22 protein-coding genes are annotated in these 23,668 nt (G+C 66.1%); 11 read left to right on the top strand and 11 right to left on the bottom strand.

The annotated features are described in order from the left end of the window. Positions 1-68: 68 nt before the first annotated feature. From lysA to argH, 3 genes are read right to left on the bottom strand one after another with little or no spacing between them, the layout of a single operon-like run. Positions 69-1,331, bottom strand: coding sequence for a diaminopimelate decarboxylase (gene lysA, locus AC0QC4_RS06805; RefSeq protein ID WP_483658977.1), 1,263 nt, complete (start codon positions 1,329-1,331; stop codon positions 69-71). Positions 1,332-1,379: 48 nt separating this feature from the next. Beyond that, positions 1,380-1,631: a hypothetical protein gene (locus AC0QC4_RS06800; protein ID WP_483658976.1), complete on the bottom strand. Its 252-nt coding sequence runs from the start codon at positions 1,629-1,631 to the stop codon at positions 1,380-1,382. After that, positions 1,631-3,004 (bottom strand): argininosuccinate lyase, encoded by a 1,374-nt coding sequence (gene argH / locus AC0QC4_RS06795; protein ID WP_483659346.1) that lies wholly within the window; start codon positions 3,002-3,004, stop codon positions 1,631-1,633. The genes AC0QC4_RS06800 and argH overlap by 1 nt, the downstream gene beginning before the upstream one ends. 31 nt (positions 3,005-3,035) lie before the next feature. On the opposite strand from argH, the gene AC0QC4_RS06790 reads away from it, so the two are divergent. Both AC0QC4_RS06790 and rpsD read left to right on the top strand, forming a co-directional pair. After that, a complete protein-coding gene (locus tag AC0QC4_RS06790) occupies positions 3,036-3,650 on the top strand; it encodes a TlpA family protein disulfide reductase (RefSeq protein ID WP_483658975.1) in 615 nt (204 codons plus the stop codon). Between the two features lie 295 nt (positions 3,651-3,945). After that, positions 3,946-4,557, top strand: coding sequence for a 30S ribosomal protein S4 (gene rpsD, locus AC0QC4_RS06785; protein ID WP_483658974.1), 612 nt, complete (start codon positions 3,946-3,948; stop codon positions 4,555-4,557). A gap of 66 nt (positions 4,558-4,623) precedes the next feature. Here rpsD and AC0QC4_RS06780 read toward each other — a convergent pair whose 3' ends face one another. Both AC0QC4_RS06780 and AC0QC4_RS06775 read right to left on the bottom strand, forming a co-directional pair. Then, positions 4,624-6,588, bottom strand: a complete 1,965-nt coding sequence (locus AC0QC4_RS06780; RefSeq protein WP_483658973.1) for an alpha/beta hydrolase family protein — start codon at positions 6,586-6,588, stop codon at positions 4,624-4,626. 131 nt (positions 6,589-6,719) lie between these two features. Continuing rightward, positions 6,720-7,856 carry a hypothetical protein gene (locus AC0QC4_RS06775; RefSeq protein ID WP_483658972.1) on the bottom strand — a complete coding sequence of 379 codons (1,137 nt, stop codon included), beginning with the start codon at positions 7,854-7,856 and terminating at the stop codon, positions 6,720-6,722. 161 nt (positions 7,857-8,017) lie between these two features. Between AC0QC4_RS06775 and AC0QC4_RS06770 the strand changes: the two genes are divergently transcribed. From AC0QC4_RS06770 to AC0QC4_RS06760, 3 genes are all read left to right on the top strand, one after another. Further along, entirely contained in the window at positions 8,018-9,688 is a 1,671-nt protein-coding gene (locus AC0QC4_RS06770; RefSeq protein ID WP_483658971.1) for a M28 family metallopeptidase, read from the top strand. Between the two features lie 105 nt (positions 9,689-9,793). Beyond that, the gene (locus tag AC0QC4_RS06765; protein WP_483658970.1) at positions 9,794-10,774 is read left to right on the top strand and encodes an agmatine deiminase family protein; all 981 of its coding nucleotides are present in this window, start codon (positions 9,794-9,796) and stop codon (positions 10,772-10,774) included. Between the two features lie 92 nt (positions 10,775-10,866). Beyond that, entirely contained in the window at positions 10,867-11,421 is a 555-nt protein-coding gene (locus AC0QC4_RS06760) for a class I SAM-dependent methyltransferase (protein ID WP_483658969.1), read from the top strand. A gap of 2 nt (positions 11,422-11,423) precedes the next feature. Here AC0QC4_RS06760 and AC0QC4_RS06755 read toward each other — a convergent pair whose 3' ends face one another. Both AC0QC4_RS06755 and AC0QC4_RS06750 read right to left on the bottom strand, forming a co-directional pair. Continuing rightward, entirely contained in the window at positions 11,424-11,960 is a 537-nt protein-coding gene (locus tag AC0QC4_RS06755) for a DUF4199 domain-containing protein (RefSeq protein WP_483658968.1), read from the bottom strand. Between the two features lie 97 nt (positions 11,961-12,057). Continuing rightward, complete coding sequence (locus AC0QC4_RS06750; protein ID WP_483658967.1) at positions 12,058-12,519, bottom strand: helix-turn-helix domain-containing protein; 462 nt, start codon at positions 12,517-12,519, stop codon at positions 12,058-12,060. A gap of 187 nt (positions 12,520-12,706) precedes the next feature. On the opposite strand from AC0QC4_RS06750, the gene AC0QC4_RS06745 reads away from it, so the two are divergent. Then, on the top strand, positions 12,707-13,399 hold the full coding sequence (locus tag AC0QC4_RS06745; RefSeq protein ID WP_483658966.1) for a DUF6975 family protein: 693 nt from the start codon (positions 12,707-12,709) through the stop codon (positions 13,397-13,399). Between the two features lie 75 nt (positions 13,400-13,474). Next, positions 13,475-14,320 (top strand): AAA family ATPase, encoded by an 846-nt coding sequence (locus tag AC0QC4_RS06740; protein ID WP_483658965.1) that lies wholly within the window; start codon positions 13,475-13,477, stop codon positions 14,318-14,320. Between the two features lie 5 nt (positions 14,321-14,325). Here AC0QC4_RS06740 and AC0QC4_RS06735 read toward each other — a convergent pair whose 3' ends face one another. The 4 genes from AC0QC4_RS06735 to AC0QC4_RS06720 all read right to left on the bottom strand — a co-directional run bounded on the left by AC0QC4_RS06735 (position 14,326) and on the right by AC0QC4_RS06720 (position 19,074). Next, positions 14,326-15,030: a D-Ala-D-Ala carboxypeptidase family metallohydrolase gene (locus AC0QC4_RS06735; protein ID WP_483658964.1), complete on the bottom strand. Its 705-nt coding sequence runs from the start codon at positions 15,028-15,030 to the stop codon at positions 14,326-14,328. Beyond that, positions 15,027-15,908, bottom strand: coding sequence for an oxygen-dependent tRNA uridine(34) hydroxylase TrhO (trhO, locus tag AC0QC4_RS06730; protein WP_483658963.1), 882 nt, complete (start codon positions 15,906-15,908; stop codon positions 15,027-15,029). Before trhO ends, AC0QC4_RS06735 begins: the two co-directional genes overlap by 4 nt. A 149-nt stretch (positions 15,909-16,057) precedes the next feature. Next, positions 16,058-16,828 carry an SDR family NAD(P)-dependent oxidoreductase gene (locus tag AC0QC4_RS06725; protein WP_483658962.1) on the bottom strand — a complete coding sequence of 257 codons (771 nt, stop codon included), beginning with the start codon at positions 16,826-16,828 and terminating at the stop codon, positions 16,058-16,060. Between the two features lie 152 nt (positions 16,829-16,980). After that, the gene (locus tag AC0QC4_RS06720) at positions 16,981-19,074 is read right to left on the bottom strand and encodes a malate synthase G (RefSeq protein ID WP_483658961.1); all 2,094 of its coding nucleotides are present in this window, start codon (positions 19,072-19,074) and stop codon (positions 16,981-16,983) included. Between the two features lie 472 nt (positions 19,075-19,546). Between AC0QC4_RS06720 and AC0QC4_RS06715 the strand changes: the two genes are divergently transcribed. The 4 genes from AC0QC4_RS06715 (at position 19,547) to AC0QC4_RS06700 (ending at position 23,667) form a co-directional block, all read left to right on the top strand. Further along, entirely contained in the window at positions 19,547-20,758 is a 1,212-nt protein-coding gene (locus tag AC0QC4_RS06715) for a hydrolase (RefSeq protein WP_483658960.1), read from the top strand. 166 nt (positions 20,759-20,924) lie between these two features. Beyond that, a complete protein-coding gene (locus AC0QC4_RS06710; RefSeq protein WP_483658959.1) occupies positions 20,925-21,935 on the top strand; it encodes an arginine N-succinyltransferase in 1,011 nt (336 codons plus the stop codon). A gap of 114 nt (positions 21,936-22,049) precedes the next feature. Next, positions 22,050-23,300, top strand: a complete 1,251-nt coding sequence (locus AC0QC4_RS06705) for an N-succinylarginine dihydrolase (protein WP_483658958.1) — start codon at positions 22,050-22,052, stop codon at positions 23,298-23,300. Between the two features lie 100 nt (positions 23,301-23,400). Further along, entirely contained in the window at positions 23,401-23,667 is a 267-nt protein-coding gene (locus AC0QC4_RS06700) for a hypothetical protein (RefSeq protein ID WP_483658957.1), read from the top strand. Position 23,668: the final 1 nt, after the last annotated feature.

Genomic DNA, 23,668 nt, shown 5'->3' with positions numbered 1-23,668 from the left:
GATAACCTTCTGCCCCTCCATCAGCTGCGCTGGTCCCCATCACCGTGCCGGGGTAGACCGTAGCCGCCCTACCCACGCAGAAACTCCGGCACCCGTTCGGCGGCGACCGTTGCGGCCGCAGGAATGCGATCCGCGACCACGGCCCACTGGCTGCCGCTGACCATCACCTCGGGCACCATCGCCCGGCTGTTGTAGAAGCTCGCCATGGTCGCGCCATAGGCACCGGCGGAGCGGAAAATGGCAAGATCGCCTGCCTTCACCGTATCGACGGTGCGGTTCATGGCGAACGTGTCGCCGGTTTCGCACACCGGGCCGACGATGTTGGCCTGCATCGTCTCGCCCGTGGGCGCCACCGCCTCGAAATCGTGCCAGGCGTCGTAGAGGGCGGGGCGGGCAAGATCGTTCATCGCCGCGTCGACGATGACGAAGGGACATTGCACGCCCGGCTTGACGCGAATGACCTCGGTCAGCAGCACGCCGGCATTGGCGGCGATCACGCGGCCCGGTTCGAACATCAGCGTACAGCCCCAATCGGCCGTGACGCGCGCGACCATCGCGCCATATTCGTCAGGCCAGCGCGGATCGTCGGCCGCCTTGTAGCGCACGCCGAGCCCGCCGCCGAGATCGACATGGGTGACGGCATGGCCGCTGGCACGCAGTTCGGCGAGCAGATCGCCGACCTTGCGGAACGCCTCCTCCAGCGGATCGAGCGTCAGCAACTGGCTGCCGATATGCAGGGCAAGCCCGCGCAGATGGAGGCCGGGCAAGGCTGCCAGCCGGCCGTAGATCGCCGCTGCATCGCTGATAGGCACGCCGAACTTGTTTTCCGATTTGCCGGTCGAGATTTTGGCGTGGGTGCGGGCATCGACATCGGGGTTGATGCGCAGCGTGCAGGTCGCGCGCTGCCCGGCGGCCATGGCAACCGCCGACAGCTCCTCGCCTTCGACTTCCGATTCGATGTTGAACTGGCCCACGCCCGCGTCGAGAGCGGCGCGCATTTCACCTTGCGTCTTGCCGACGCCCGAAAAGACAATCTCTTGTGCCGGGACGCCCGCTGCCAGCGCCCGCACCATCTCCCCTTCAGACACCACATCGGCGCCGCAACCGCGCGCCGCCAGCACGTTGAGCACGGCGAGATTGGGGTTGGCCTTGACCGCAAACGCCACATGGACGTCGCCGGCCACAGCCACGCCGGCCTTGAAGGCATCGGCGTGCCGTTCGAGCGTGGCGCGCGAATAGATGTACACCGGCGTGCCGACGGCTTCGGCGATGGCGGCAAGGGGCACATCCTCGCAATGGAGAGCGCCATCCTTGAGAGTGAAATGATCCATGGTGGTTCCGAAGAGCAGGACGGGAAAGGCGCCGCGCAGACGCGTGGTTCAGGTTGGCGGCAGGTCGAATTCGTCGGAACGACGCTCTTCGGATTTGCGCAGCACCTCGTCGCTGCGCTGCGGCCGGGCCTGCGGGCCGGGTTCGATCAGTTTCTGCGGGGTCATCGCCTCGGTCGAGCCGACCGGCTGCGGCGGGGCGCGGCGCGAGGCATCATAGGCAAATTCGGCAACGCGGCCGCAGCCCGATACGGCAAGCATGGCAGCCGCGGCGCCGGCAAGGGTCAATAAGCGCTTGGTCATCATGCGTCTCCGATAGCGGCGCGGGCAGCGGCGATGGCTTCCCTTACCCTGACCGGGGCGGTTCCGCCAAGGCTGGTGCGGCTGGCGACCGAGGATTCGACGGTGAGCGCGGCCAACCCTTGCGCATCGAGCCGGGGATCGATGGCGCTGGCGGTTTCCAGCGGCAGATCGGCGAGATCGCATCCTGCCGCTTCTGCGGCCTTCACCGCCGCGCCGACGATATGGTGCGCCTCCCGGAACGGCACATTGCGTTCGCGCACCAGCCAGTCGGCAAGGTCGGTGGCGGTGGAGTAACCAGACGCAGCTGACCTATGCATGCGGTCGGTGCGGAAGCTTATGGTTTCGACCATGCCGGTCATCGCCGCGATGCTCAGCGCGAGCAGGTCATGCGCCTCGAACAGCGGCGGTTTGTCGTCCTGCATGTCCTTGGAATAGGCCAGCGGCAGGCCCTTCATGGTGATCATCAGCGCGGTGAAGCAGCCGATGATCCGCCCGGAATGGCCGCGCACCAGTTCCGCCGCATCGGGGTTGCGCTTCTGCGGCATGATCGAGCTGCCGGTCGAATAGGCATCGGGCAAGGCCACGAAGCCAAAGGGCTGGCTGGCCCAGACGATGATCTCCTCTGCCAGCCGCGACAAGTGCAGGCTGCACTGGGCGGCGGCGGCGAGATAATCGAGCGCGAAATCCCGGTCCGACACACTGTCGAGGCTGTTGGCGGTCGGTGCGTCGAATCCGAGCGCGGCGGCGGTCATCCGCCGGTCGATGGCAAAACCGGTCCCCGCCAGTGCGGCCGCGCCGAGCGGGCAGCGGTTCAGCCGCGCGCGCGCATCGGCAAAGCGGCTGCGATCACGGCCGATCATCTCGACATAGGCCATCAGATGGTGGCCAAGCGTGACCGGCTGCGCCACCTGCAGATGGGTGAAGCCGGGCATGATACTCTCGGCATGCTCCTCCGCGCGGGTCAGCAGCGCGCGCTGGAAGGCGACCAGCCCGGCGTCGACGGCATCGATGGCGTCACGCACCCACAGGCGGAAGTCGGTCGCGACCTGGTCGTTGCGGCTGCGCGCGGTGTGGAGCCGCCCTGCCACCGGCCCGATCAGCGCCGCGAGCCGCGATTCCACGGTCATGTGGATATCTTCGAGCGCGAGATCGACGGGGACGCCATCGCGCGCGAATTCATCATGCACGCGGCCCAGCCCTTCATCGATTGCCGCAGCGTCCTGCGCAGACAGAATGCCGGTGGTGCCGAGCATGGCGACATGGGCGCGGCTACCGGCGATATCCTGTTGCCACAGCCGCTTGTCGAAGGGGATCGAGGCATTTATCTCTGCCATGATCGCGGCAGGGCCGGCGGCAAACCGCCCACCCCACATGCCGCTCTTGTCCGGAGCATTACCCTTGCCGTTGTCCGCCACGCCTCGCCTTTCCCGCGCCGCAGGGCTGCTCGCGCTCGCCGCCGCGGCCCTGACCATGGGGGCGTGCGATAGGCAAAACGCCGCAGCCCCGCAAGCAAGCGAAACCGGCACCGCCAAAGGGTCGCCGACCGGTCTTGGTGCGCAACGCTATCGTGTCGACCGGTCCGGCGCGGGCACGCCGCTGCCGCAAGCCAGCGTGCGCGCCACCGATGGCAGCGCGATCACGCTCGCCAGCCTGAAGGGCAAGCCGGTGCTGGTCAACCTGTGGGCGACCTGGTGCGCGCCATGCATCGAGGAACTGCCGACGCTCAACCGCGTGGCCAGCGAGGTGTCGGGTACCGGCCATGTCATCGCGCTGAGCCAGGATCTGGGCGACGACAGTGCGCCCGTCCACGCTTTCCTGACCGAGCGCGGGTGGAACGAGATCGACAGCTGGCACGATCCGGACAATGCCGTGGGCCTGTCCTATGGCGGACAGTTGCCGACGACGATCCTGTTCGACGGACAGGGCAAGGAAGTGCTGCGTGTGATCGGGCCGATGGACTGGTATGGCGAGGAAGCGCAAGGCTTGCTGCGCGAAGCGGGGTTCGTGCTGGCGGGATAGAATTTGTCCCGTCCAAATTGAGCCGTAGTGCTGAGCTTGTCGAAGCACGCCTTGCCGATAAGCGCCCTTCGACAGGCTCAGGGCTACGGTCATTATCCAACGGCATCGCCTTCCCAGGGTCAGGCCCGCGCGGCTTGACCTTTGGGCGGGGCGCGGCTAACGGCCCCGCTTCGCATTTGATCCCGCACTCCCGGTGCAGCGGTGATCGCGATGGGCAGCAGGCCCGTCGGGCGGGTCCGGGGCATCAGGGCCGCCGGATTTCCCGTGTCGGCATAAGCAAATGAAGGAATGACCCATGTCGAAGCGCCATAGCGCCAAGTACAAGATCGACCGCCGTCTGGGCGAAAACATCTGGGGCCGCCCCAAGAGCCCGGTCAACAAGCGTGAATATGGCCCCGGCCAGCACGGCCAGCGCCGCAAGGGCAAGACCAGCGACTTCGGTCTGCAGCTGCGCGCCAAGCAGAAGCTGAAGGGCTATTACGGCGACGTCACCGAAAAGCAGTTCAAGCGCAACTATACCGAAGCCGCCCGCATGAAGGGCGACACCAGCCAGAACCTGATCGGCCTGCTGGAGCGCCGCCTCGACGCGGTCGTCTATCGCGCCAAGTTTGCGCCGACCATCTTTGCGGCCCGCCAGCTCGTCAGCCACGGCCATGTCTTCGTCAACGGCGTGCGCTGCAACATCGCCAGCCGCCAGGTGAAGCCGGGCGACGAAATCACGCTGGGCAAGAAGGCGCAGGAAATGGCGCTGGTCGCCGAAGCGCAGAGCCTGCCCGAGCGCGACCTGTGCGATTACATCGCCGTCGACGGCACCAAGGCCACCTTCACCCGCGTGCCCACGCTGGACGAAGTGCCCTATCCGGTGAAGATGGAACCGAACCTGGTGGTCGAGTTCTACAGCCGCTAAGCGGACGCCGAGAGCAATAGGAAAGGGGCTGGAGAAACATTCTCCGGCCCCTTCTTTTTACGCGCTCTACTTCGGCAGGAAGGCGGCGATGCGGCGCAGCATGTCGGTGCGGGCGGTGCTGCTGCCGAGATTGTGGGCGAGTCCTTCATATTCGACCAGCTCGACCGGTCGGCCAGCCTCCCGTAGGGCGCGCTGCATGGTGCGGGCCTGGTCGATCTCGACATTCTGGTCGGCGCTGCCGTGGAACATCAGCACCGGCGCGCGGATGGCGGAGGCATTCTGCGCCGGGCTGCCTTCGCGCAGATGCGGACCGGTGCCGATATAGTCGCGCTGGATGCGGGCGGTGGTGAAGCGGCTTTCCTCCCGCCGCAGTTGGACCAGATCGGAGACCGGGGCGATGGCGACGATCGCCTTGAACAGGTCAGGGGCCAGCACGCCGGATTGCAGCGCGGCATAGCCGCCATAGGACCAGCCGACGATGGAGAGCTTGGCCGGATCGACACCATGGGTGGAGATCAGCCAGCGGCCGCCGTCGGTGACGTCGCCGATGGCGGTGCGCCAGGACTGGAAACCATTGCGCTGATACCATTCATCGCCATAGCCCGACGAGCCGCGAAAATTGGGCTGGAGCACGGCAAAGCCCTGCCCCGCCAGATATTGTGCAAACCAGTCGAACCCCCATTCATCGCGTGCCGAGGGGCCACCATGCGGCATGACGATGGCGGGCAGGCCGCGCGCGTCGCTGCGCCCCGGCGGCAAAGTGAGATAACCGGGGATCATGGTGCCATCGGCAGCGGGATAGGTGATCGGCTGCACGGACGCGAGCGTGACATCGGCCAGCGGCGGGCGTTCCGCCAGCAGAGGGCGCAACTGGCGCGCGGCAGGGGTGAAGAGATAATATTTGCCGGGATCGGTGTCCGACCCGGCCCAGACCAGATAGCGGCTTTCATCGGCGCTGGCATCGATCAGATAGACCTGCCGCCCTCCAAGCGCGCGGCTGAGCTGACGGGTCAACCGGTCGATGCGCTCGTCGAAATAGACCGCTTGCCGTCGTTCCGTTGTGAAGCTGACGCCAACGAAGCGGCCCGACTGGCCGATACGCAAGATGCTGTCGACATCGACTTCCGGGTGGGCATAGACGGTCTGGGCGACGCCGGTACCGTCCAGCGGCATACGCTGCACCACCTGCCTGCCATCGACCTTGGCAAAGCCGAGGACGCTGTTGGTTGCGCTCTCCACCGCCATCGGACGAAACCCGTCGTTACCGACGATCTCGCTGGTCGAGAGCGGCTGCCAGCGTCCGCCGCCCTGCGGGCGATAATAATAGCGCATTGTAGTGTTGATCATGCCGATGTCGCTGGCGGAATTGCTCATCATCACCCGGGCATCGCCTTGGCCGTCGGTGACATAGCCGACGACATTGGTTCGGGGCTGTTCCAGAACGTCGGCGCGCGTTCCGCGCGTGGTGAAGGTGGCGAGCGTGCCATTGGGCTCGATCAGCAGGACACGATCCTCCTGCGCTGGCAACCAGTCGATCAGCAGACTGCCCGCCTGCCCTGTGCGGCCTGACGTACCGACCACGGTGACATTCTGGCCATCGGGATCGAGACCGATCAGCCGGTTGAAGCCAAGAATGTCGTCGCCCTGCATCACCTGACCGCCGATCTGGCAGATCAGCCGGGCATTGCTTTCCCACCCGCACCAGTTGAGGAATTCCGGATCGCCGCTGGCACGGAGAATGCGGCTGGGGGTGGCCCCCTCGTCGGTCGAAACGATGAACAGCTCGTTGCCCGCTGTCGCCGGAGCGATATAGACGATGCGCGTTCCATCGGGCGAAAGGCTGATGTCCTGTACCGCCTCGACCGCGCCAAAGCGGGCCGCGGCTGCCGCAGGCGTAGCTGGCTCAGCCGTGGCGGGTGCTTCCTGGGCAACCAGGGGTGCAGATGGTACAGAAAGCGATGACCCAAGCGAAAATGGTATCAGCGCTACGAATCCGATGTTGGTTTTCATCCCCTTGTTGCGTTTGCCCATATTCTTTCCCTAGTCAGCTGCAACGCTATAATATTTGTTTTAAAGATTGAACGGCAAAGTTCCAGAATATTATTGGATCGCTCTAGAATCGCAGCACGTAGAGCTGCGCTGCTTCGCAGGGAAAGGTCTGGCTATTGCGGTGTCCCCGTCAGATCGAGCAGTTCGACGCGGGGCGTGCCGCTGCGGCGGCGGATCAGGCTGCCGGTGGGTGCGTTGAAATCGGCGGTCAGCGTGGCGCGTTCGATGCGGGTCAGCGGGGCCTGATCGCCGGGTGGCAGGTAGCGGCGGGCGCGAATGGCGTCGATGACGTCCGCGCTCCACCCCTGCGGACCCGGGCTGGCGCGATCGACCACCGCCTCTGTCACCCGTCCGTCGGCAGCGATGACATAGCGGATGTCGACCCAGCGCAAGCGCTCCCTGCCTTCGGTCAGGGAAACGCGCGCGACGCCCGACACCCGGTCATCGTCACAATTGGTGGCGCAGCCGGAGAGCATGATGGGCGGACCATACAGCAGCACCGGCACACTGCCGGCCCCATCGGTGCCGGGATACAGCGCGGCTATGCGCGCGATATCGGCGTCGGTCGGCTCCCGCACCTGCAGGCGCAAGGACAATAGCTCGGCCTGTGCGACCCAATAGGCCGGCGTTTCCGGCGCCGCGATCAGCCCGTCGAGCAGGCGCAAGGCCTCTGCCTTCGCACGCGCGCCGTGGCGATTGGCGGCGAGGCGCAGGGTTGCTGCGGCCGCCACGTCGTAACGACCGGCCTCACGCGCATCGGCAATGAGCGCGCGATAGAGGTGTGCCGCCTCCCGAAAGGAACCGTCCTGAACCAGAGCGATGCGCTGCATCCGTGCCAGATAGGCGCGGGTGGTCTGCGGTGCTTCTGCCCGCAGCAACCGCGAGGCGGCGCCGCGTGCCCTGCCCTCCTCCTGCCGGTCCCCCCAATGTTCGGCGACAGTGGCGCTTGCCTCCATGATCGCGGCGGCCGCGAACGGATCCTGCGCTGCCGTCTGCTGCGTCCGCGAGCGGGCACGCAACAGGACGGCGCGGGCTTCGGCAATCGCGCCCTGGCGGAACAGCGCCTCGGCATAGCGGATCGAGACGATGGCATCGCGGCGGACGCTGCACGGCTGGTCGACACACTGTTGGTGATCCCGGGCGAGCTGGTCCATCGTCGTGCCGATGACGACGATGGTGTCATCCTCCCGCGGGACAGGCAGGGCGGGCTGAGCGGCGAGTGACAGAATCAGGCTGGCAAGCATCGACATGGTCGATTCTCCTTTGCAGACCCGAGAAGAGTATCATGTCGCCGAACCATGGATCGGTCAAGCCGACACATCGGTGCCTGTGTCACGCTCTAGGCGCTTGTGTCGCCGTTTCGGGACGGGCAGAAGGTCGCGCAATCTGGTGTTGTGAGGAAGGTTTTGTCATGGTCCGCCCGCTATTGCTTGCCTGCGTCGCGCCGCTGGCGCTTTCCGCCTGTGTCACCACCGTCGCGCCTACCATCGCTGCGCCGGTTGGCGCGCCGCGGATCAGTGTCGATACGCTGCGCGATGTGACGACGCGGTTGTCGTCCGACGAGTTCGAGGGCCGGGCACCGGGGACGGCGGGCGAGCAGAAGACGGTCGACCTGCTGATCGAGCGGTTCCGCGCGGCGGGTCTGCAGCCGGGCAACAACGGGAGCTGGACGCAGGATGTGCCCCTGGTCGAAATCAGCGCGGCCAATGTCAGCCCGCTGACCTTCACCACGCCGCGCGGCACGCAATCGCTGGCGCTGGGCGAGGATTTCGTGGCCGGAAGCTATCGCATCACCCCGCGGACCGAGATTGCCAATTCGGAGGTGGTGTTCGTCGGCTATGGCATCAACGCACCCGAGCGCGGCTGGAACGACTATGCGGGCATCGATGTGCGCGGCAAGACGGTGGTGGTGCTGGTCAACGACCCCGACTGGCAGACCCCGACCGTGGGCGGGCAGTTCAATGGCCGGGCGATGACCTATTATGGCCGCTGGACCTACAAATATGAGGAAGCGGCGCGGCAGGGCGCGGCGGCGGTGCTGATCGTGCATGACACCGAGCCGGCGGCCTATGGCTGGAATGTGGTGCGCTCGTCGTGGACCGGCCCACAATATACCGCCGATGCGGCGAACAATCACATGGACCAGACACAGGCTAACGGCTGGATCCAGCTCGAGCGGGCGCGCGCGCTGTTCGCCGCCGCCGGCCAGGATTTCGACGCCTTGCGCGAGCGGGCGAAGGCGCCGGGGTTCCGCGCCGTACCGCTGACCGGGGTGACGGCGTCGCTGAGCTTCGACAACCAGATCCGCCGGACGCCGTCGCGCAACGTGATCGCGGTCCTGCCGGGGCGCACCCGGCCGGACGAATATGTGCTCTATACCGCGCATTGGGATCATCTTGGCCGGTGCGAGGCGAATGCGGCGGGCGATGACATCTGCAACGGCGCCATCGACAATGCCACCGGCACCGCCGGCCTGGTCGCGCTGGCGGAGGCCCACGCCCGCGCCGGCGCGCCCGAGCGCAGCCTCGTCTTCCTGGCGGTGACGGCGGAGGAAAGCGGCCTGCTGGGATCGGAATATTATGCCGAAAATCCGGTGTTCCCGCTGGCGCAGACGGTGGGTGGCGTGAACATGGACGCGCTGTCGGGCGCGGGGCCGGCGCGCGACATCATCGTCGTGGGCGGCGGCAAGAGCGAGCTCGACAATTATCTGGCGCGCGCGGTGGCGGCGGAGGGCCGCGTGATCGTGCCCGAACCGACGCCGGAGAAGGGTTTCTATTATCGGTCGGACCATTTCAGCCTGGCCAAGCTGGGCGTGCCGATGATCTATTTCGACGGTGGCGAAGACCTGCTGTCGGGCGGCGTTGCGGCGGGGCGGGCCTATTCCGAGCGCTATACCAACACCTATTATCACGGGCCGGACGACGAAATCGGCGTGATCGAGACGTGGGACGGGATGATGGCGGATCTGCGCCTTTATTACGCCGTCGGGCGGATGCTGGCAATGGATTCGGCCTGGCCCAACTGGAACGAGGGCGACGAGTTCCGCGCGATCCGCGACCGGAGCCGGGCGGGGAGCCGTTGAGGCCGTCGCCCCGGGCTTGACCCGGGGCCGCTCTCGATGTTGCGCTTGGCTGAAAGCGGCCCCGGGTCGAGCCCGGGGCGACGATTGTCTGGATGATTGTTGCTCATGACTCACTCCCCCCTGCCCGAATGGGCCACGCACGAGCGCCTGTGGATCGGCTTTCCGGCGATCCGCGATGAATGGGGCGCCGCGTTCGATGGGGCGCGGGTGCAGATTGCCGGATTTGCCAGCGCGATCGCCGATGGCGGCAAGGGTGAGACGGTTACCCTGGTGTGCAATTCCGCCGAGGACGCAGCGGTGGCGCGCGGTCTGGTCGACACCCATGTCGAGACCATCGTGGAACCACTGGGCGATGTATGGCTGCGCGATACCGCACCGATCATCACCGGCACAGGCGCCGGGCGGCGGGCGGCGGATTTCGGCTTCAATGGCTGGGGCGGCAAATATCTGATGCCGGGGGATGCCGATATCGGCGCGCGGCTGGCGGCGCGCCATGGCTTCGCGCGTGATGCTCATGCGATGATCCTGGAAGGTGGCGGCATCGACTGGGATGGTGCCGGGCTCTGCGTGACCACCGAGCAATGCCTGCTCAACCCCAACCGCAATCCGGAGATGGGGCGCGGCGCCATCGAAAGCGTGCTGCATGAGGCGCTGGGCTTCACACGCATCCTGTGGCTGGGCGATGGCCTGTATGGCGACCATACCGACGGCCATGTCGACAATCTGGCGCGGTGGGTGGCGGAAGGGCTGCTGCTGCTGCCAGAGGCGAGCGGCGCGGATGACCCGAATGCGGCGGTCTATGCCGATGCACTGAAGCGCGCCGAGGGGTTTGGCGTCGATGTGGTGACCATCCCCTCGCCCGGGCGGGTCGAAGTGGATGGAGAGCCGGTGCCGGCGAGCTACATGAACTTCCTGATCGGCAACAGCACCATCGCCATGCCCGCCTATGGCACGCGATGGGACGATGCGGCAGCGCAGGTTCTGGCCGATCTGTTCCCCGGCAGGCGGATCGCCCCCCTGCCCTCCGATGCCATCCTCGGCGGCGGTGGCAGCTTCCATTGCACCAGCCAGCAGGTGCCGGCATAGTCTGCGCCTGAAGGGGAGAGCAGATGGGCAACTGGTGGGAGCGGCACATTACGCCGCGGCTGATCCGATGCTGTTGTGCGCAGCCGCAGATCATGAAAGCCCGCAGCCATGTCGTGCCGCTCGCCGAAGGACGGGTGTTCGAACTCGGCTGCGGTGGCGGCATCAACCTGCAATTCTACGATAGCGCCAAGGTGACCCACCTGTCGGGCATCGACCCGACCCCGGCATTGCTGGAAGACAGCCGGCGGCTGGTGGCGGAGCGCGGCATCAGCGCGGACATCCGCGAGGGCGTGGGCGAGGATATTCCCTTTGCCAGCGGCACTTTCGACACGGTGGTGACGACCTTCACGCTCTGCTCGGTCGCCGAGCAGATGCGGGTGCTCAGCGAACTGAAACGCGTGCTCAAGCCCGGCGGTCTTGCCATTTTCCTCGAGCATGGCCGCGCGCCCGATGCCGAAGTACAGCGCTGGCAACGGCGGATCGAGCCGCTGTGGAAGCGGATGGCGGGCAATTGCCACCTGACCCGCCCGATTGCCGATGCCTATGAGGCGGCGGGCTTTTCCACCACCCGCATGGGCAGCCGCTACATGCCGAAGACGCCACGCCCCGTCGGCTGGATCGAGTGGGGCGTGGCGCGCATCGGTTGAGGTCAGGCGGCGCGGCGCGAGGGGAACATGCGGCTGTTGCGCAGCACCGCGGCGGACACCAGCGCGACGATGACGCCGACCGGCGCGATTTCCGACAGGGTGACCATCATGCGGAACAATGGCTGCGCATATTGCAGCTTGAACGCTTCCATCTCGGTCGAGAAGGCAGCAATCTCTGCTGCGGGACGGCCCTGCGCCTGCATGTCGGCGATGGTGCCGGCGACATAGACGTCCATGAAGCGATAGTCGGTCTGCCACATATAGACCTCCCACGTCGCGACGTAGAACAGCGAGGCGATCAGCGCGATGGCGAGGCCGAGCCCGAACGCCGGCCAGAAGCGGATGACGCCGCCGCCGACCGTGTCGCGATAGCTGCGCACGCCCATGAACACGGTGCTGAGCGCGACCAGCATGCTGAGATAGCCGACCGCCATGCCGACCATGCCGCCGCCATCGGGCACAGCAAACATGCCGAGCAGCATGCCGACGGTGACGATCAGGCCGCCGATAACGCCATAGGTGAAGATGATTCGGGTCATGCGCTTGTTCCTTGCGTTTGTGGATGCGGCGATCATGCGCGGGCGGCGCTGGCATCGCTATCGCCCGAACGGGTGATTTGGCGCCAATCGCCCGGATTTATGCGATGATGCCGAGCGCGCGGGCCTGGGCGATGGCCTGCGTGCGGCTGGACACCTCAAGCTTTTCGAACAGGCGCGCGACATGCGTCTTGACCGTGTTGGGAGAGATGCCGAGCTGTCGCGCGACCAGCTTGTTGGCGTGACCGTCGGCGAGCAGTTGCAGCACCTCCATCTCGCGCTCGCTCAGCCCCAATGCGTCGATTGCCGCCTGGTTGACCGGCGCAGGGTCGACACGGCGGCGTATTGCGAGGCGATGCCCCACCCATCCGCCCAGGCAGGCAAAGCCGATGCCGACGATCAGCAGATAGGCCTGCAGCGACCATTGCATGGCGCGATGCTTGTAATCCAGCCATTCGAGCAGGAAGGCGAACAGCGCCAGCGCCGCGCCATAAGCCAGCGCCGTACCCCACCAGCGTGCATTCAGGGCCCGCGGCCCGTGCAGATTTCGCCCCTTCGCCACCCGTCCAGTCTGTCGATTCCGCGACAGGCGTCAAGCAACGAAAAGACAATCCGGCCGCCATGGTAAACGGCATGGATACGCTTTCCGTCCCAAATCGGTGCGGGGTGCATAAACCCCGAATTTACGCTGCCGCCGCTACACAGGGGCAAGGAGCGGCCCCCCTTGCGACCAGAGGGAGGGAACCGACATGCCGAGTGAACAGGATTTAGCCATGGTGCAGCCGCTGCGCGTCGATGCCTCAAGCGACCTTACCCGTGCGCTGGACGCGCTGGTGACCGCCGAAGGGGCCGGCGCCCATCCCTATGTGCAATCGCGCAAACTGGTCGAAGGCCGCGATGCGACTCGCAATCTGGCGGACGCGGTGCATTTCTTCGGACTGCTGCACGGTCGCCACCCCGGTCTGGTCGACCATGCGGCATTGCGCGCGCGCGATGCCGACGAGCGGCGCTGGTTTGCCAGCGCCACCGTCGCCTTCTCGCGCGAGCGGGCCTATCTTTCCGCCCTGTCGGCAGCAGCCGGCCCGATCCCCAGCACCGCCGGACAGCAGCAATGCGAACAGACGGTGCTGGCGCAAGGCCATGCCATCGACATGCTCGGTCAGTCCGAGCGGGTTGGCACGGCGCTGGGCGCGGCGATCGCGCTGGCGCTGGACTGGCGCGCTGTGCGCTCGGTGCTCGACGCCGCAGCCGACCGGCTCGACGTCAGCGCGCGCCCGGCAGCGCTGCCCGATCTGCACGACACCATCGCGCTGATGGCCGAACGCAACGGATCGGGCGCGATCGAGCGGGCAATGCTGTTCGGCGCGCAGCAGTTGCTGGCGCAGCATCGCGGCCTGTGGGATCTGCTCGCCACCCGCGAGGACGTTCGCAGCAAGGCCTGAGCAGCGCGCCGACACTTGCACGCGGCAGCGCCGCTGCTATGCCCCTAGCGTTGACGTAAACGTAAAGGGCGAGCGATGCGATTCGAAGGCACCAGCAACTATGTCGCGACCGATGATCTGAAGGTGGCGGTCAATGCCGCCGTCACATTGCGTCGCCCGCTGCTGGTCAAGGGCGAACCGGGCACCGGCAAGACCGTGCTGGCCGAGGAAATCGCCAAGGCCGCAGGCGCGCCGCTGATCACCTGGAACATCAAGTCGAGCACCAAGGCGCAGCAGGGCCTCTACGAATATGATGCGGTTGCCCGCCTGCGCGACGGCCAGCTCGGCGACGAGCGCGTCCATGACATCCGCAACTATATCAAGAAGGGCAAGCTGTGGGAGGCGTTCACCGCCCCCACCCTGCCGGTGCTGCTGATCGACGAGATCGACAAGGCCGACATCGAATTCCCCAACGACCTGTTGCAGGAACTCGATCGGATGGCGTTCGACGTCTATGAGACCGGCGAGCATATTGCCGCGGCCGAGCGGCCGATCGTCGTCATCACCTCGAACAACGAGAAGGAGCTGCCCGACGCCTTCCTGCGCCGCTGCTTCTTCCACTATATCAAGTTCCCCGATCGCGACACGATGCAGGCGATCGTCGACGTGCACTTCCCCGGCATCCAGAAGATACTGGTCAGCCGCGCGATGGATATCTTCTACGAGGTGCGCGAAGTGCCCGGCCTCAAGAAGAAGCCGTCGACCAGCGAGCTGATCGACTGGCTGAAGCTGCTGCTCAACGAGGACATGCCGCTGGAAGTGCTGCAGTCCAAGGACAACCGCACCGCCATCCCGCCGCTGCACGGCGCGCTGCTGAAGAATGAGCAGGACATCATGTTGTTCGAGCGGCTCGCATTCATGGCGCGGCGGCAGGGGGCGTAAGGCCCCTACAGCCGATTGCAGATGCTGCTAGCGCGGGAATAGCTAAAGCCCCAGGTGCGCCAGCCGGTCCCATCGACATGGAAGCGACCGACGCGGTTGTGCTGTGGCGTCTCAAGATCGAGATAACCGCCCAGCCCCCAGCGCGACGACGGGCCGGCATTGCGCCATGCGGCGCACAGCCTGCGGAAGCTGGTGACGGCGTCGGGTTGATCGAGCGGGACGAGATCCAGTGCCGAAAAGTCGAGGTGCCTGCTGCCACGCGCGCCCTGCGAACAGGCGTTGAGGGTCGGGTCTCGATAGGCCGATGCGACCTTTACCCGGCCAACGACCGGAATAACCTTGTCACGCAGCAGGCGAAGCGCGGGCAGGATGTTGGGCCACAGGCGGCGCGGTGGCAGCACGAAAAGATCGGCTCGGCATGAGGCGGTGCGCCGGGCATCGGCGCGCAGCAAGGTCCAACTCGGGACGATGCCGGACAACGACTCGCGCGCCAGAAAGGCCTCGAAAGCGGCGAACTGTTCGGCGCGTGCCGGATCGGCAGCCAACCAGGCATCGAACTGCGCGCGGCTTGCCTGCGGGGAGGTCAGTCTTGCCGGGGGCGTTGCGTCCGGACGCCGACTGGCTGGATTCGGCCAGAACCAAAGGCTTGCTGCCGTCAGGGCAGCGACAATGAACAGGATAGCGAGCGCCCCGACGCTGCCCCTGCTCACATATCCCCCTTGCTGAACTGGCGGTGCCGCTCGGCATAGCGTTTGCGGTCCTCGTCGCTGCGCTCCTGCGCACAATAGTGGCATTGCTGGCCGTCGACATAGTCGCCGTGCGCACGGTCGGCGGCGCTGAGCGGCATGCGACAGGCGCGGCACAGGCTGTGTTCACCTTCGACCAGTCCGTGGCCGACGCTGACCCGCTCATCGAAGACGAAACAGTCGCCGTGCCAGCGGCTGTCGGCGGCGGGCACCTGTTCCAGATAGGCGAGGATGCCGCCTTTCAGGTGATAGACATCCTCCACCCCTTCGGCGCGCAGGAAGGCAGTGCTTTTCTCGCAGCGGATGCCACCGGTGCAGAACATGGCGATGCGCTTGCCCGCCAGTGCGTCGCGGTTGGCGCGCCACCAGTCGGGGAACTGGCTGAAGCTGCGGGTTGCGGGGTCGAGCGCGCCGTCGAAGCTGCCGATCGCGACCTCATAATCGTTGCGCGTGTCGATGACGACGGTGTCGGGATCGGCGATCAGCGCGTTCCAGTCCGTGGGCGCGACATAGGTACCGACATCGCGCGCGGGATCGACGCCAGGGACGCCGAGGGTGACGATCTCCTTCTTGAGACGCACCTTCATGCGGCGAAACGGCGCGACGCTGGCGGCGGAATATTTGACGTCGAGATCGGCGCAGTCTGGCAGGCTGCGGATATGGGCGAGGATGGCGGCGATGCCGTCCGCGCTGCCGGCGATGGTGCCGTTGATGCCCTCACGAGCGAGCAGGAGCGTGCCGCAGATGCCGTGCGCGCGGCAGGCGGCAAGCAGTGGTTCGCGCAAGCTCGCGGGGTCATCGAAGGCGGCGAATTTGTAGAGGGCGGCGACGGTGTAGGGCATGGGAGGTCGGCTGGCTGCTGATAATCCGTAGCCCTGAGCTTGTCGAAGGGCGTTTCGCGGTACCGGAAAACGCCCTTCGAAAGGCTCAGGGCTACGGGTTGTGTGACTGGCCCACTGTTACGGTAGACCCGACGCGAAGTCACCCTGCCCTATTGCGCCGATAGCCCGCCATCGACCGCCAGCTCGGCACCGGTGATGAAGGCGGCCTTGTCCGAGGCGAGGAAGGTGACGGCGTCGGCGACGTTGGTCGGCACGCCGAAGTGGCCGAGCGGGTGGCGCATCGAGAGCTGCTCGCGCATCTCATTGTCGCCGGTACCGCTGGCGGCGGAGAAGCGCTGGACAAGATCGTTGCCCATGTCGGTCTCGATGATGCCGGGGTGGACCGAATTGACGCGGATCTTGAGCGGGGCGACTTCCAGCGCGACCCCTTTGGTGAACAGGCGCACCGCGCCCTTGGAGGCATTGTAGCAGGTGACGCCCGCCGCGCCGCGCAGGCCGGCGACCGAGGACAGGTTGACGATGGCCGCACCGCCCGTCCACTGGCCGGCCCGTTCGGCGAGCAGCGGGATGGCGTGCTTGCAGCCCAGGAACACGCCTTCGACATTGACGCTGTTGAGGCGGCGCCAGTCCTCCAGCGTCGTCTCCGTCACCGGCTTCATCAGGAACAGGCCGGCGTTGTTGACCAATATGTCGAGCCCGCCCACCGAGCGGGCGAAGGCCATCGCGGCGATCCAGTCCTCCTCGCGAGTGACGTCCTGCCGCAGAGCATGGCCGCCAATCTCGGCGGCAAGCGCTTCCGGTGCTTCGAGGTCGGTGGCGATGACGGTGGCACCTGCTGCTGCCAGCGCCCGCGCCGTGGCCGCGCCCAGCCCCTTGGACGCACCGGTGACGAGGGCGATTCTGCCGTCGAGGTCTGCCATGTTTCTCTCTCCCGCTTGTGTGATCGGGAGAGGCTAGCAGCAAATCGCGATATCGACACAGGGTTCATCGTTATTGCGAGCGCAGCGAAGCAATCCAGTGCCGGCGTCAACCGCCCTGGATTGCTTCGCTGCGCTCGCAATGACGATCAAACTCAAGCAGCTGCTTTCTTTTCCTGCCGGAACTTGTGCAGCAGCGGTTCGGTATAGCCCGACGGCTGGGTGACGCCTTCGAAGATCAGCGCACGCGCGGCGCGCCAGGCGACGCCATCGCGGGTCAGCGGTTCGTAGAGCGGGTCGCCCGCATTCTGCGCGTCGACCTTGGCCGCCATGCGGGCGAGCGCGGCATCGACTTGCGCTTCGGTGCAGACGCCGTGCACCAGCCAGTTGGCGAGCGCCTGCGAACTGATGCGCAGCGTGGCGCGGTCCTCCATCAGGCCCACGTCGTTGATGTCCGGCACCTTGGAACAGCCGATGCCTTGGTCGATCCAGCGCACGACATAGCCGAGGATGCCTTGGCAGTTGTTGTCCAGCTCGCGCGCCACTTCCTCCGCACTCCAGTTGCGCCCGGTGGCGACGGGGATCGAAAGCAGACGGTCGAGCGCGGGCACCGGTTCAGGCGCAATCTCGCGCTGGCGGGCGAAGACGTCGACATGGTGGTAATGCATTGCGTGCAGCGTCGCGGCGGTGGGGCTTGGCACCCAGGCAGTGTTGGCGCCGCTCAGCGGATGGGCGATCTTCTGCGCCATCATTGCCGCCATGAGGTCGGGCATCGCCCACATGCCCTTGCCGATCTGCGCCCGGCCGGAGAGTCCGCAGGCGAGACCGATGCGGACGTTGCGATCCTCATAGGCTGCAATCCAGTCGCTCGCCTTCATCTCCCCCTTGGGGATCATCGGCCCGGCCTGCATCGAGGTGTGGATTTCATCACCGGTGCGATCGAGGAAGCCGGTGTTGATGAAGGCGATGCGGTCCTTCACCGCATGGATGCAGGCGGCAAGGTTGGCGGATGTGCGGCGCTCCTCGTCCATGACGCCGACCTTGATGGTGTGACGTGCGAGACCGAGCATGTCCTCGACAGCGTCGAACAGCGCGTTGGTGAGCGTCGCCTCGGCGGGGCCATGCATCTTCGGCTTGACGATATAGATGCTGCCGGTGCGGCTGTTGCGAAAGCGGCCGTTGCCCTTGAGATCGTGGAGGGCGATGGTTGACGTCATGACGGCGTCGAGCAGACCTTCATGCGCCTCGCTGCCATCCGGGAGCCGCACGGCAGGGTTGGTCATCAGATGGCCGACGTTGCGCACGAACAGCAGGCTGCGGCCGGGCAGCGTCAGCACCGTGCCATCCGGCTTTGCGTAGCTGCGATCGGCATTGAGCGCGCGGGTGATGGTCTTTCCGCCCTTGTCGAAGCTTTCGGACAGGTCGCCCTTCATCAGGCCGAGCAAATTGCGCCACGCTGCCACCTTGTCCTCGGCATCGACCGCAGCAACAGAATCCTCGAGATCGATGATGGTGGTCAGCGCGGATTCGAGAATGACATCGGCGATATGCGCGGGATCGGTCGCGCCGACACTGTTTGCAGCATCGATGACAATGTCGATATGCAAGCCATTGTTCTGCAACAAGATACTATGCTCGCTGCGCGCGACGAGCTGCGCCGGATCGGCGAGCGTCAACGCGCCGCCGGTCCAGTCTGCCCATTTGCCCGATGCGAGCGGGGTGACCTCGTCGAGAAAGCTCTTGGCGGCGTCGACCACTTGCGCCCCGCGCTCGCTGTCATAGCCGCCGGGCTTCGCCTTACCCGGCAGTGCATCGGTGCCGTAGAGCGCATCATAGAGGCTGCCCCAGCGGGCATTGGCGGCGTTGAGCGCAAAGCGGGCGTTGAGCGACGGAACGACGAGCTGCGGTCCGGCGGTGGTGGCGATCTCCGGATCGACATTGGCGGTGCCGATGGTGAAGGGCGCGGGTTCGGGCACCAGATAGCCGATGTCGTGCAGGAAGGCCTGATAGGCATCCATGTCGAGCGGCTGGCCGACGCGGGTCTGGTGCCAGTCGTCGATCGCGGCCTGCAGACGCTCGCGTTCTGCGACCAGCGCGGCATTTTCCGGCTCGAAGCGGGAGAGAGTGGCGGCGAGACCTGACCAGAAATGGGCCGCGTCGATGCCGGTGCCGGGCAGCACCTCGGCTTCGACGAATGCCGTCATCGTCGCATCGACGGAGAGGCCCGCGCGATTTTCATAGGTCGTCATGGCATTCGCTTCCTTGTCTCACCCGCGCCGGTGCCGACGCAATTCTGGCCGATAGTGCAACTGGGGAGGAAGCGGGAGGGGCTATGGCGCGGGTTACGGCGGGTGGCAAGAGGGGTCCGATGGGCAGATGGATTGGCTGCGGGGTCGGGTTTTCTGATTCACGCAGAGGCGCGGAGGCGCAGAGGAGAAGAAACGAGGGTTCACGTGAATAACGCAAAGAGTGCAAAGAGACTGTGCTTGGCCGGCAGGCCAATTCATTAAGCCCCGCTGCGCATCACGCGGCCTTGGAGCGATAAGCCGCTTCGCGGTTAGCATTGCCCTCTTCGCGTTCTTTGCGTTCTTCGCGTGAACTAATTTTCACTTATCTCGCCCCTTCCTCCGCGCCTCTGCGCATCTGCGTGAAATTTCTCTTCGCCCGACGACACAGCCAGAGGGGTGGAGGTGGCGCACCACAGCGGCTAGAGAGGCGGGTATGACCAACCTGACCGCCTTCGAACAACGCGCCATCGCGCATCCCGATCAATCGGGCATGCTGGCGCAGGTGGAGGCGTGGGCGGCGGTCAACTCCGGATCTCGCAATCTGACCGGGCTGGCGACAATGGCGGCGCTGTTGAGCGATGCTTTTGCGGCACTGCCGGGCGAGGTGGCGCTGGTCGATGCCGCGCCGGTCGACGCAGTGCGGGCCGATGGGAGTGTTGAGGGCATCGCGCACGGCCAGCATCTGGTGGTGCGGGTGCGGCCAGAGGCGCCGCTGCGGATGCTGTTTACCGGCCATATGGACACGGTGTTCCCGCCCGACCACGCTTTCCAAACGCTGCGCTGGCTCGATACCAACACCCTCAACGGGCCCGGCACCGCCGACATGAAGGGCGGCATCGCGGTGATGCTGGCAGCATTGAAAGCGGTCGAAGCGAGCGGCGGGGCGGCGGATTTCGGCTATGATGTCATCATCAACAGCGACGAGGAGGTCGGCTCGCTGTCCTCGTCCGCGCTGATCGCAAGCCTCGCGCGCGGCAAGGCCGCGGCCTTCACCTATGAACCTTCCGCCCTGCCCGACGGCACGCTGGCGGGCGCGCGGCCGGGCAGCGGCAATTTCAGCATCACCGTGCGCGGCCGATCTGCCCATGCCGGACGCAATCCCGAAGATGGCCGCAACGCGCTGGTCGCCGCCGCCGATCTGGCGGTGCGGCTGAAGGCAGCGGTGCGCCCCGGGCTCAGCATCAATCCGGCCAGGATCGATGGCGGCAGCGGCAATAATGTGGTGCCGGACCTCGCCATCCTGCGCGTCAACCTGCGGCCGCGCACGCCCGACCTGGAGACCGAGGCAAAGCAGCTATTGTCCGACCTGTGCTATGCCATCAGCCTGGAGCATGACGTGACGGTGGACATGCACGGCAGCTTTGCCCGCCCGCCCAAGCCGGTAGACGGGCCGGCGGCGCGCCTGTTCGGCATCGTCGAGCAGGCCGGTAGCGACCTTGGCCTCACCATTGCCCGCAAGGATTCGGGCGGGGTGTGCGATGGCAACAATATCCATGCCTGCGGCGTGCCGGTGGTCGACACCATGGGGGTGCGCGGCGGCGCGATCCATTCGGACGCCGAATATATGTATGCGGACAGCCTTGCCGAACGGGCGCGGCTGTCTGCGCTGTCGATCCTGCGGATCGTCGAGCGGGGCGGGGTGTAGAAAACCACGCCAACCACCAAAGACCGGCTATCCTGAGCTTGTCGAAGGACTGTCCTTCGCCTTGCCATCGCGCGGAAGAGGAGCAGTCCTTCGACAAGCTCAGGACGGTCGGGTAAGGATCACAAGCGGGTTGGAACTTGCTCCGTCGGAGCAACTGAGGGGAAGAATGACGTTCATTATCCGGCCGGCCACCATGGCCGACGTGCAGCCGATGTACGAAATGGCGAAACTGACCGGCGGCGGGTTCACCAACCTGCCGCCCGATCGCGCCGCGCTGACCGCCAAGCTGGAGCGCGCCACCGCCGCCTTTGCCGATCCGGACAGCAGCGAGGAGGACCGGCTGTTCGTGCTGATGCTCGAGAATCGCACGACCGGCGAGATTCGCGGCACCTGCCAGATCATGACCAAGGTCGGCATGCGTTGGCCCTTCTATTCCTATCGCATCGGCACGATCTCCAAGCGGAGCGAGGAGCTCAACCGCACGTTCCGCGCCGAAATCCTGAACCTCGTCTCCGATCTGGAAGGTGCGTCCGAGGTCGGCGGGTTGTTCCTGCATCCGCATGAACGGGCCGGAGGGCTGGGCCTGTTGCTGGCGCGCTCCCGCTATCTCTTCATCCGTGCGCATCGTGCCCATTTCGCCGACCGCATCCTCGCCGAATTGCGCGGGGTGATCGATGACGCGGGCGGATCGCCTTTCTGGGACGGGGTTGCCGGCAAATTCTTCGGCATGAGCTTCCAGGAAGCCGACCAGTTCAATGCGCTGCACGGCAACCAGTTCATCGCCGATCTGATGCCCAAGCATCCGGTGTATATCGCCATGCTGTCCGACGCGGCCAAGACCGTGATCGGCCTGCCCCACCCCAGCGGCCGCGCAGCGATGCGGATGCTGGAAAATGAGGGCTTTGCCTTCGAAAATTACATCGACATCTTCGACGGCGGGCCGACGATGACGGCACGCACCGATCAGGTGAAGACGATCCGCGATGCGCGCAGCGACACCATATCCGCGATCGGCGACGGCGGCAGCCGCGCGCTGGTCTCGACCGGGACGTGGCGGGACTTCCGCTGCGCCTTCGGCGAAGTGGCGGCGGAGCAGGACGGCGTGGTGCTGAACGACGCGGCCGCCGAGGCGCTGGACGTGGGGGCGGGAGACCGGATCGACTGGATTGCGAGCTGACGTTTTGCAGCGGATCGACCCGTAGCCCTGAGCTTGTCGAAGGGCGCTTTGCAACATCGAGAGACGCCCTTCGACAAGCTCAGGGCTACGGATTTTTGGGCGGTGACAGTGCACATGATCACAGAAATCAACTTCGACGGCATCATCGGACCGAGCCACAATTATGCCGGGCTCAGCCACGGCAATCTGGCAGCGACCAGCAATGCGGGAGCCGTGTCCCGCCCGCGCGAGGCGGCGCTGCAGGGGCTGGCCAAGATGCGGCACAATCTCGAGGCCGGGCTGGCGCAGGGCTGGTTCATGCCGCTCGACCGGCCCAACGAGCGCTGGCTGGCAGGTCTGGGCACCAGCCTCGCCGCAGCCGAGCCGCACATGCGCGCTGCCGCCTTTTCCGCATCCGCGATGTGGGCGGCCAATGCCGCAACCGTCTCCCCTGCCCCGGACACGCGCGACGGGCGCTGCCATCTGACCGTCGCCAATCTGGTGACGATGCCGCACCGCAGCCATGAATGGACCGGCACGCTGGCGCAGCTGCGGCTGGCCTTTGCCGACAGCTCGGTCTTTGCCGTGCATCCGCCGGTGCCCGCCCCCTTCGGCGACGAGGGCGCGGCCAACCACATGCGGCTGGCACCGGCGCATGGCGAGGCGGGGGTGGAGATTTTTGTCTATGGCAAGAGCGGCGGCGGCTTCCCCGCCCGCCAGTATCTCGAAGCGTCGAAGGCGGTGGCGCGATTGCACGGGCTGGACCCGGCGCGCACGCTGTTCATCGAGCAGAACCCGCGCGCGATCGGCGGTGGCGCGTTCCACAATGACGTGGTGGCGGTGGCCAACGAGCGGCTGCTGTTCGTGCATGAAAGCGCCTTTGCCGAGCCCGAGGCCGCCTATGCAGCGATCCGCGCTGCGGCACCATGGTGCGAGATCGTCGAGGTGGCGGAAGGCGACGTCTCGCTGCCCGACGTCGTGGCCAGCTATCTGTTCAACGCCCAGCTGGTGACGCTGCCGGCCGGCGAACAGGCACTGGTGGTGCCGACCGAGGCGGTGGCGACGCCGAGTGTCAAGGCATGGCTCGACGCGCATGTCGCGGGCAACGGCCCGATCCGCCGGATCTTGCCGGTCGATGTGCGGCAATCCATGGCCAATGGCGGCGGGCCGGCGTGCCTGAGGCTGCGCGTTGCCGCGGACCCGGCAACCATCGACCCGCGCTTCCTGTGCACCCCCGACGCCATCGACCGGGCGAGCGCGGCGATTGCCCGCCACTGGCCCGAGGAAATTGCGCCGTCCGATCTCGCCCTGCCATCGCTGGCTGCCACCGTCCGTTCGGCGCGCGGCGCGCTCCTTTCGGCGCTGGGCCTCGACAGCCTTGGTTAACGCGCTTCCCAACTGTCGGGTTAACTGACAGTTTACCATCCTCCCCCGTGCAACAACGGCAGTTGTACGCCGTTGGCACGGGGTTTGCTGCGAGGATGCCATGCTGCGGAAGATCAAGCGCCTGTTCATTATCAAGACCCGGTTCGAGGCGAGCCTGATCATCTACGCGCTGGCGCTCGGCGCCATCGAGCGGGGCAGTGTGTACACCGTGCAATATCCGGGGGTTGGCGGCTATCTGCTGATGGCGGCATGCACCGGATCGGTATTTCTGGCCGGCGCGAAAATCTTCGATTGCCTGCGGTATGAGGCCGCAGCGCGCGCGGCAGCGATTGACAACCCCGTCGAGCCCGCCACAACCACTGCTTGAC

It is taken from the genome of Sphingomonas sp. jy18, assembly GCF_056931895.1.
Note: the sequence above shows the minus strand (reverse complement) of the source record. Positions and strands in the feature narration are given on the sequence as shown.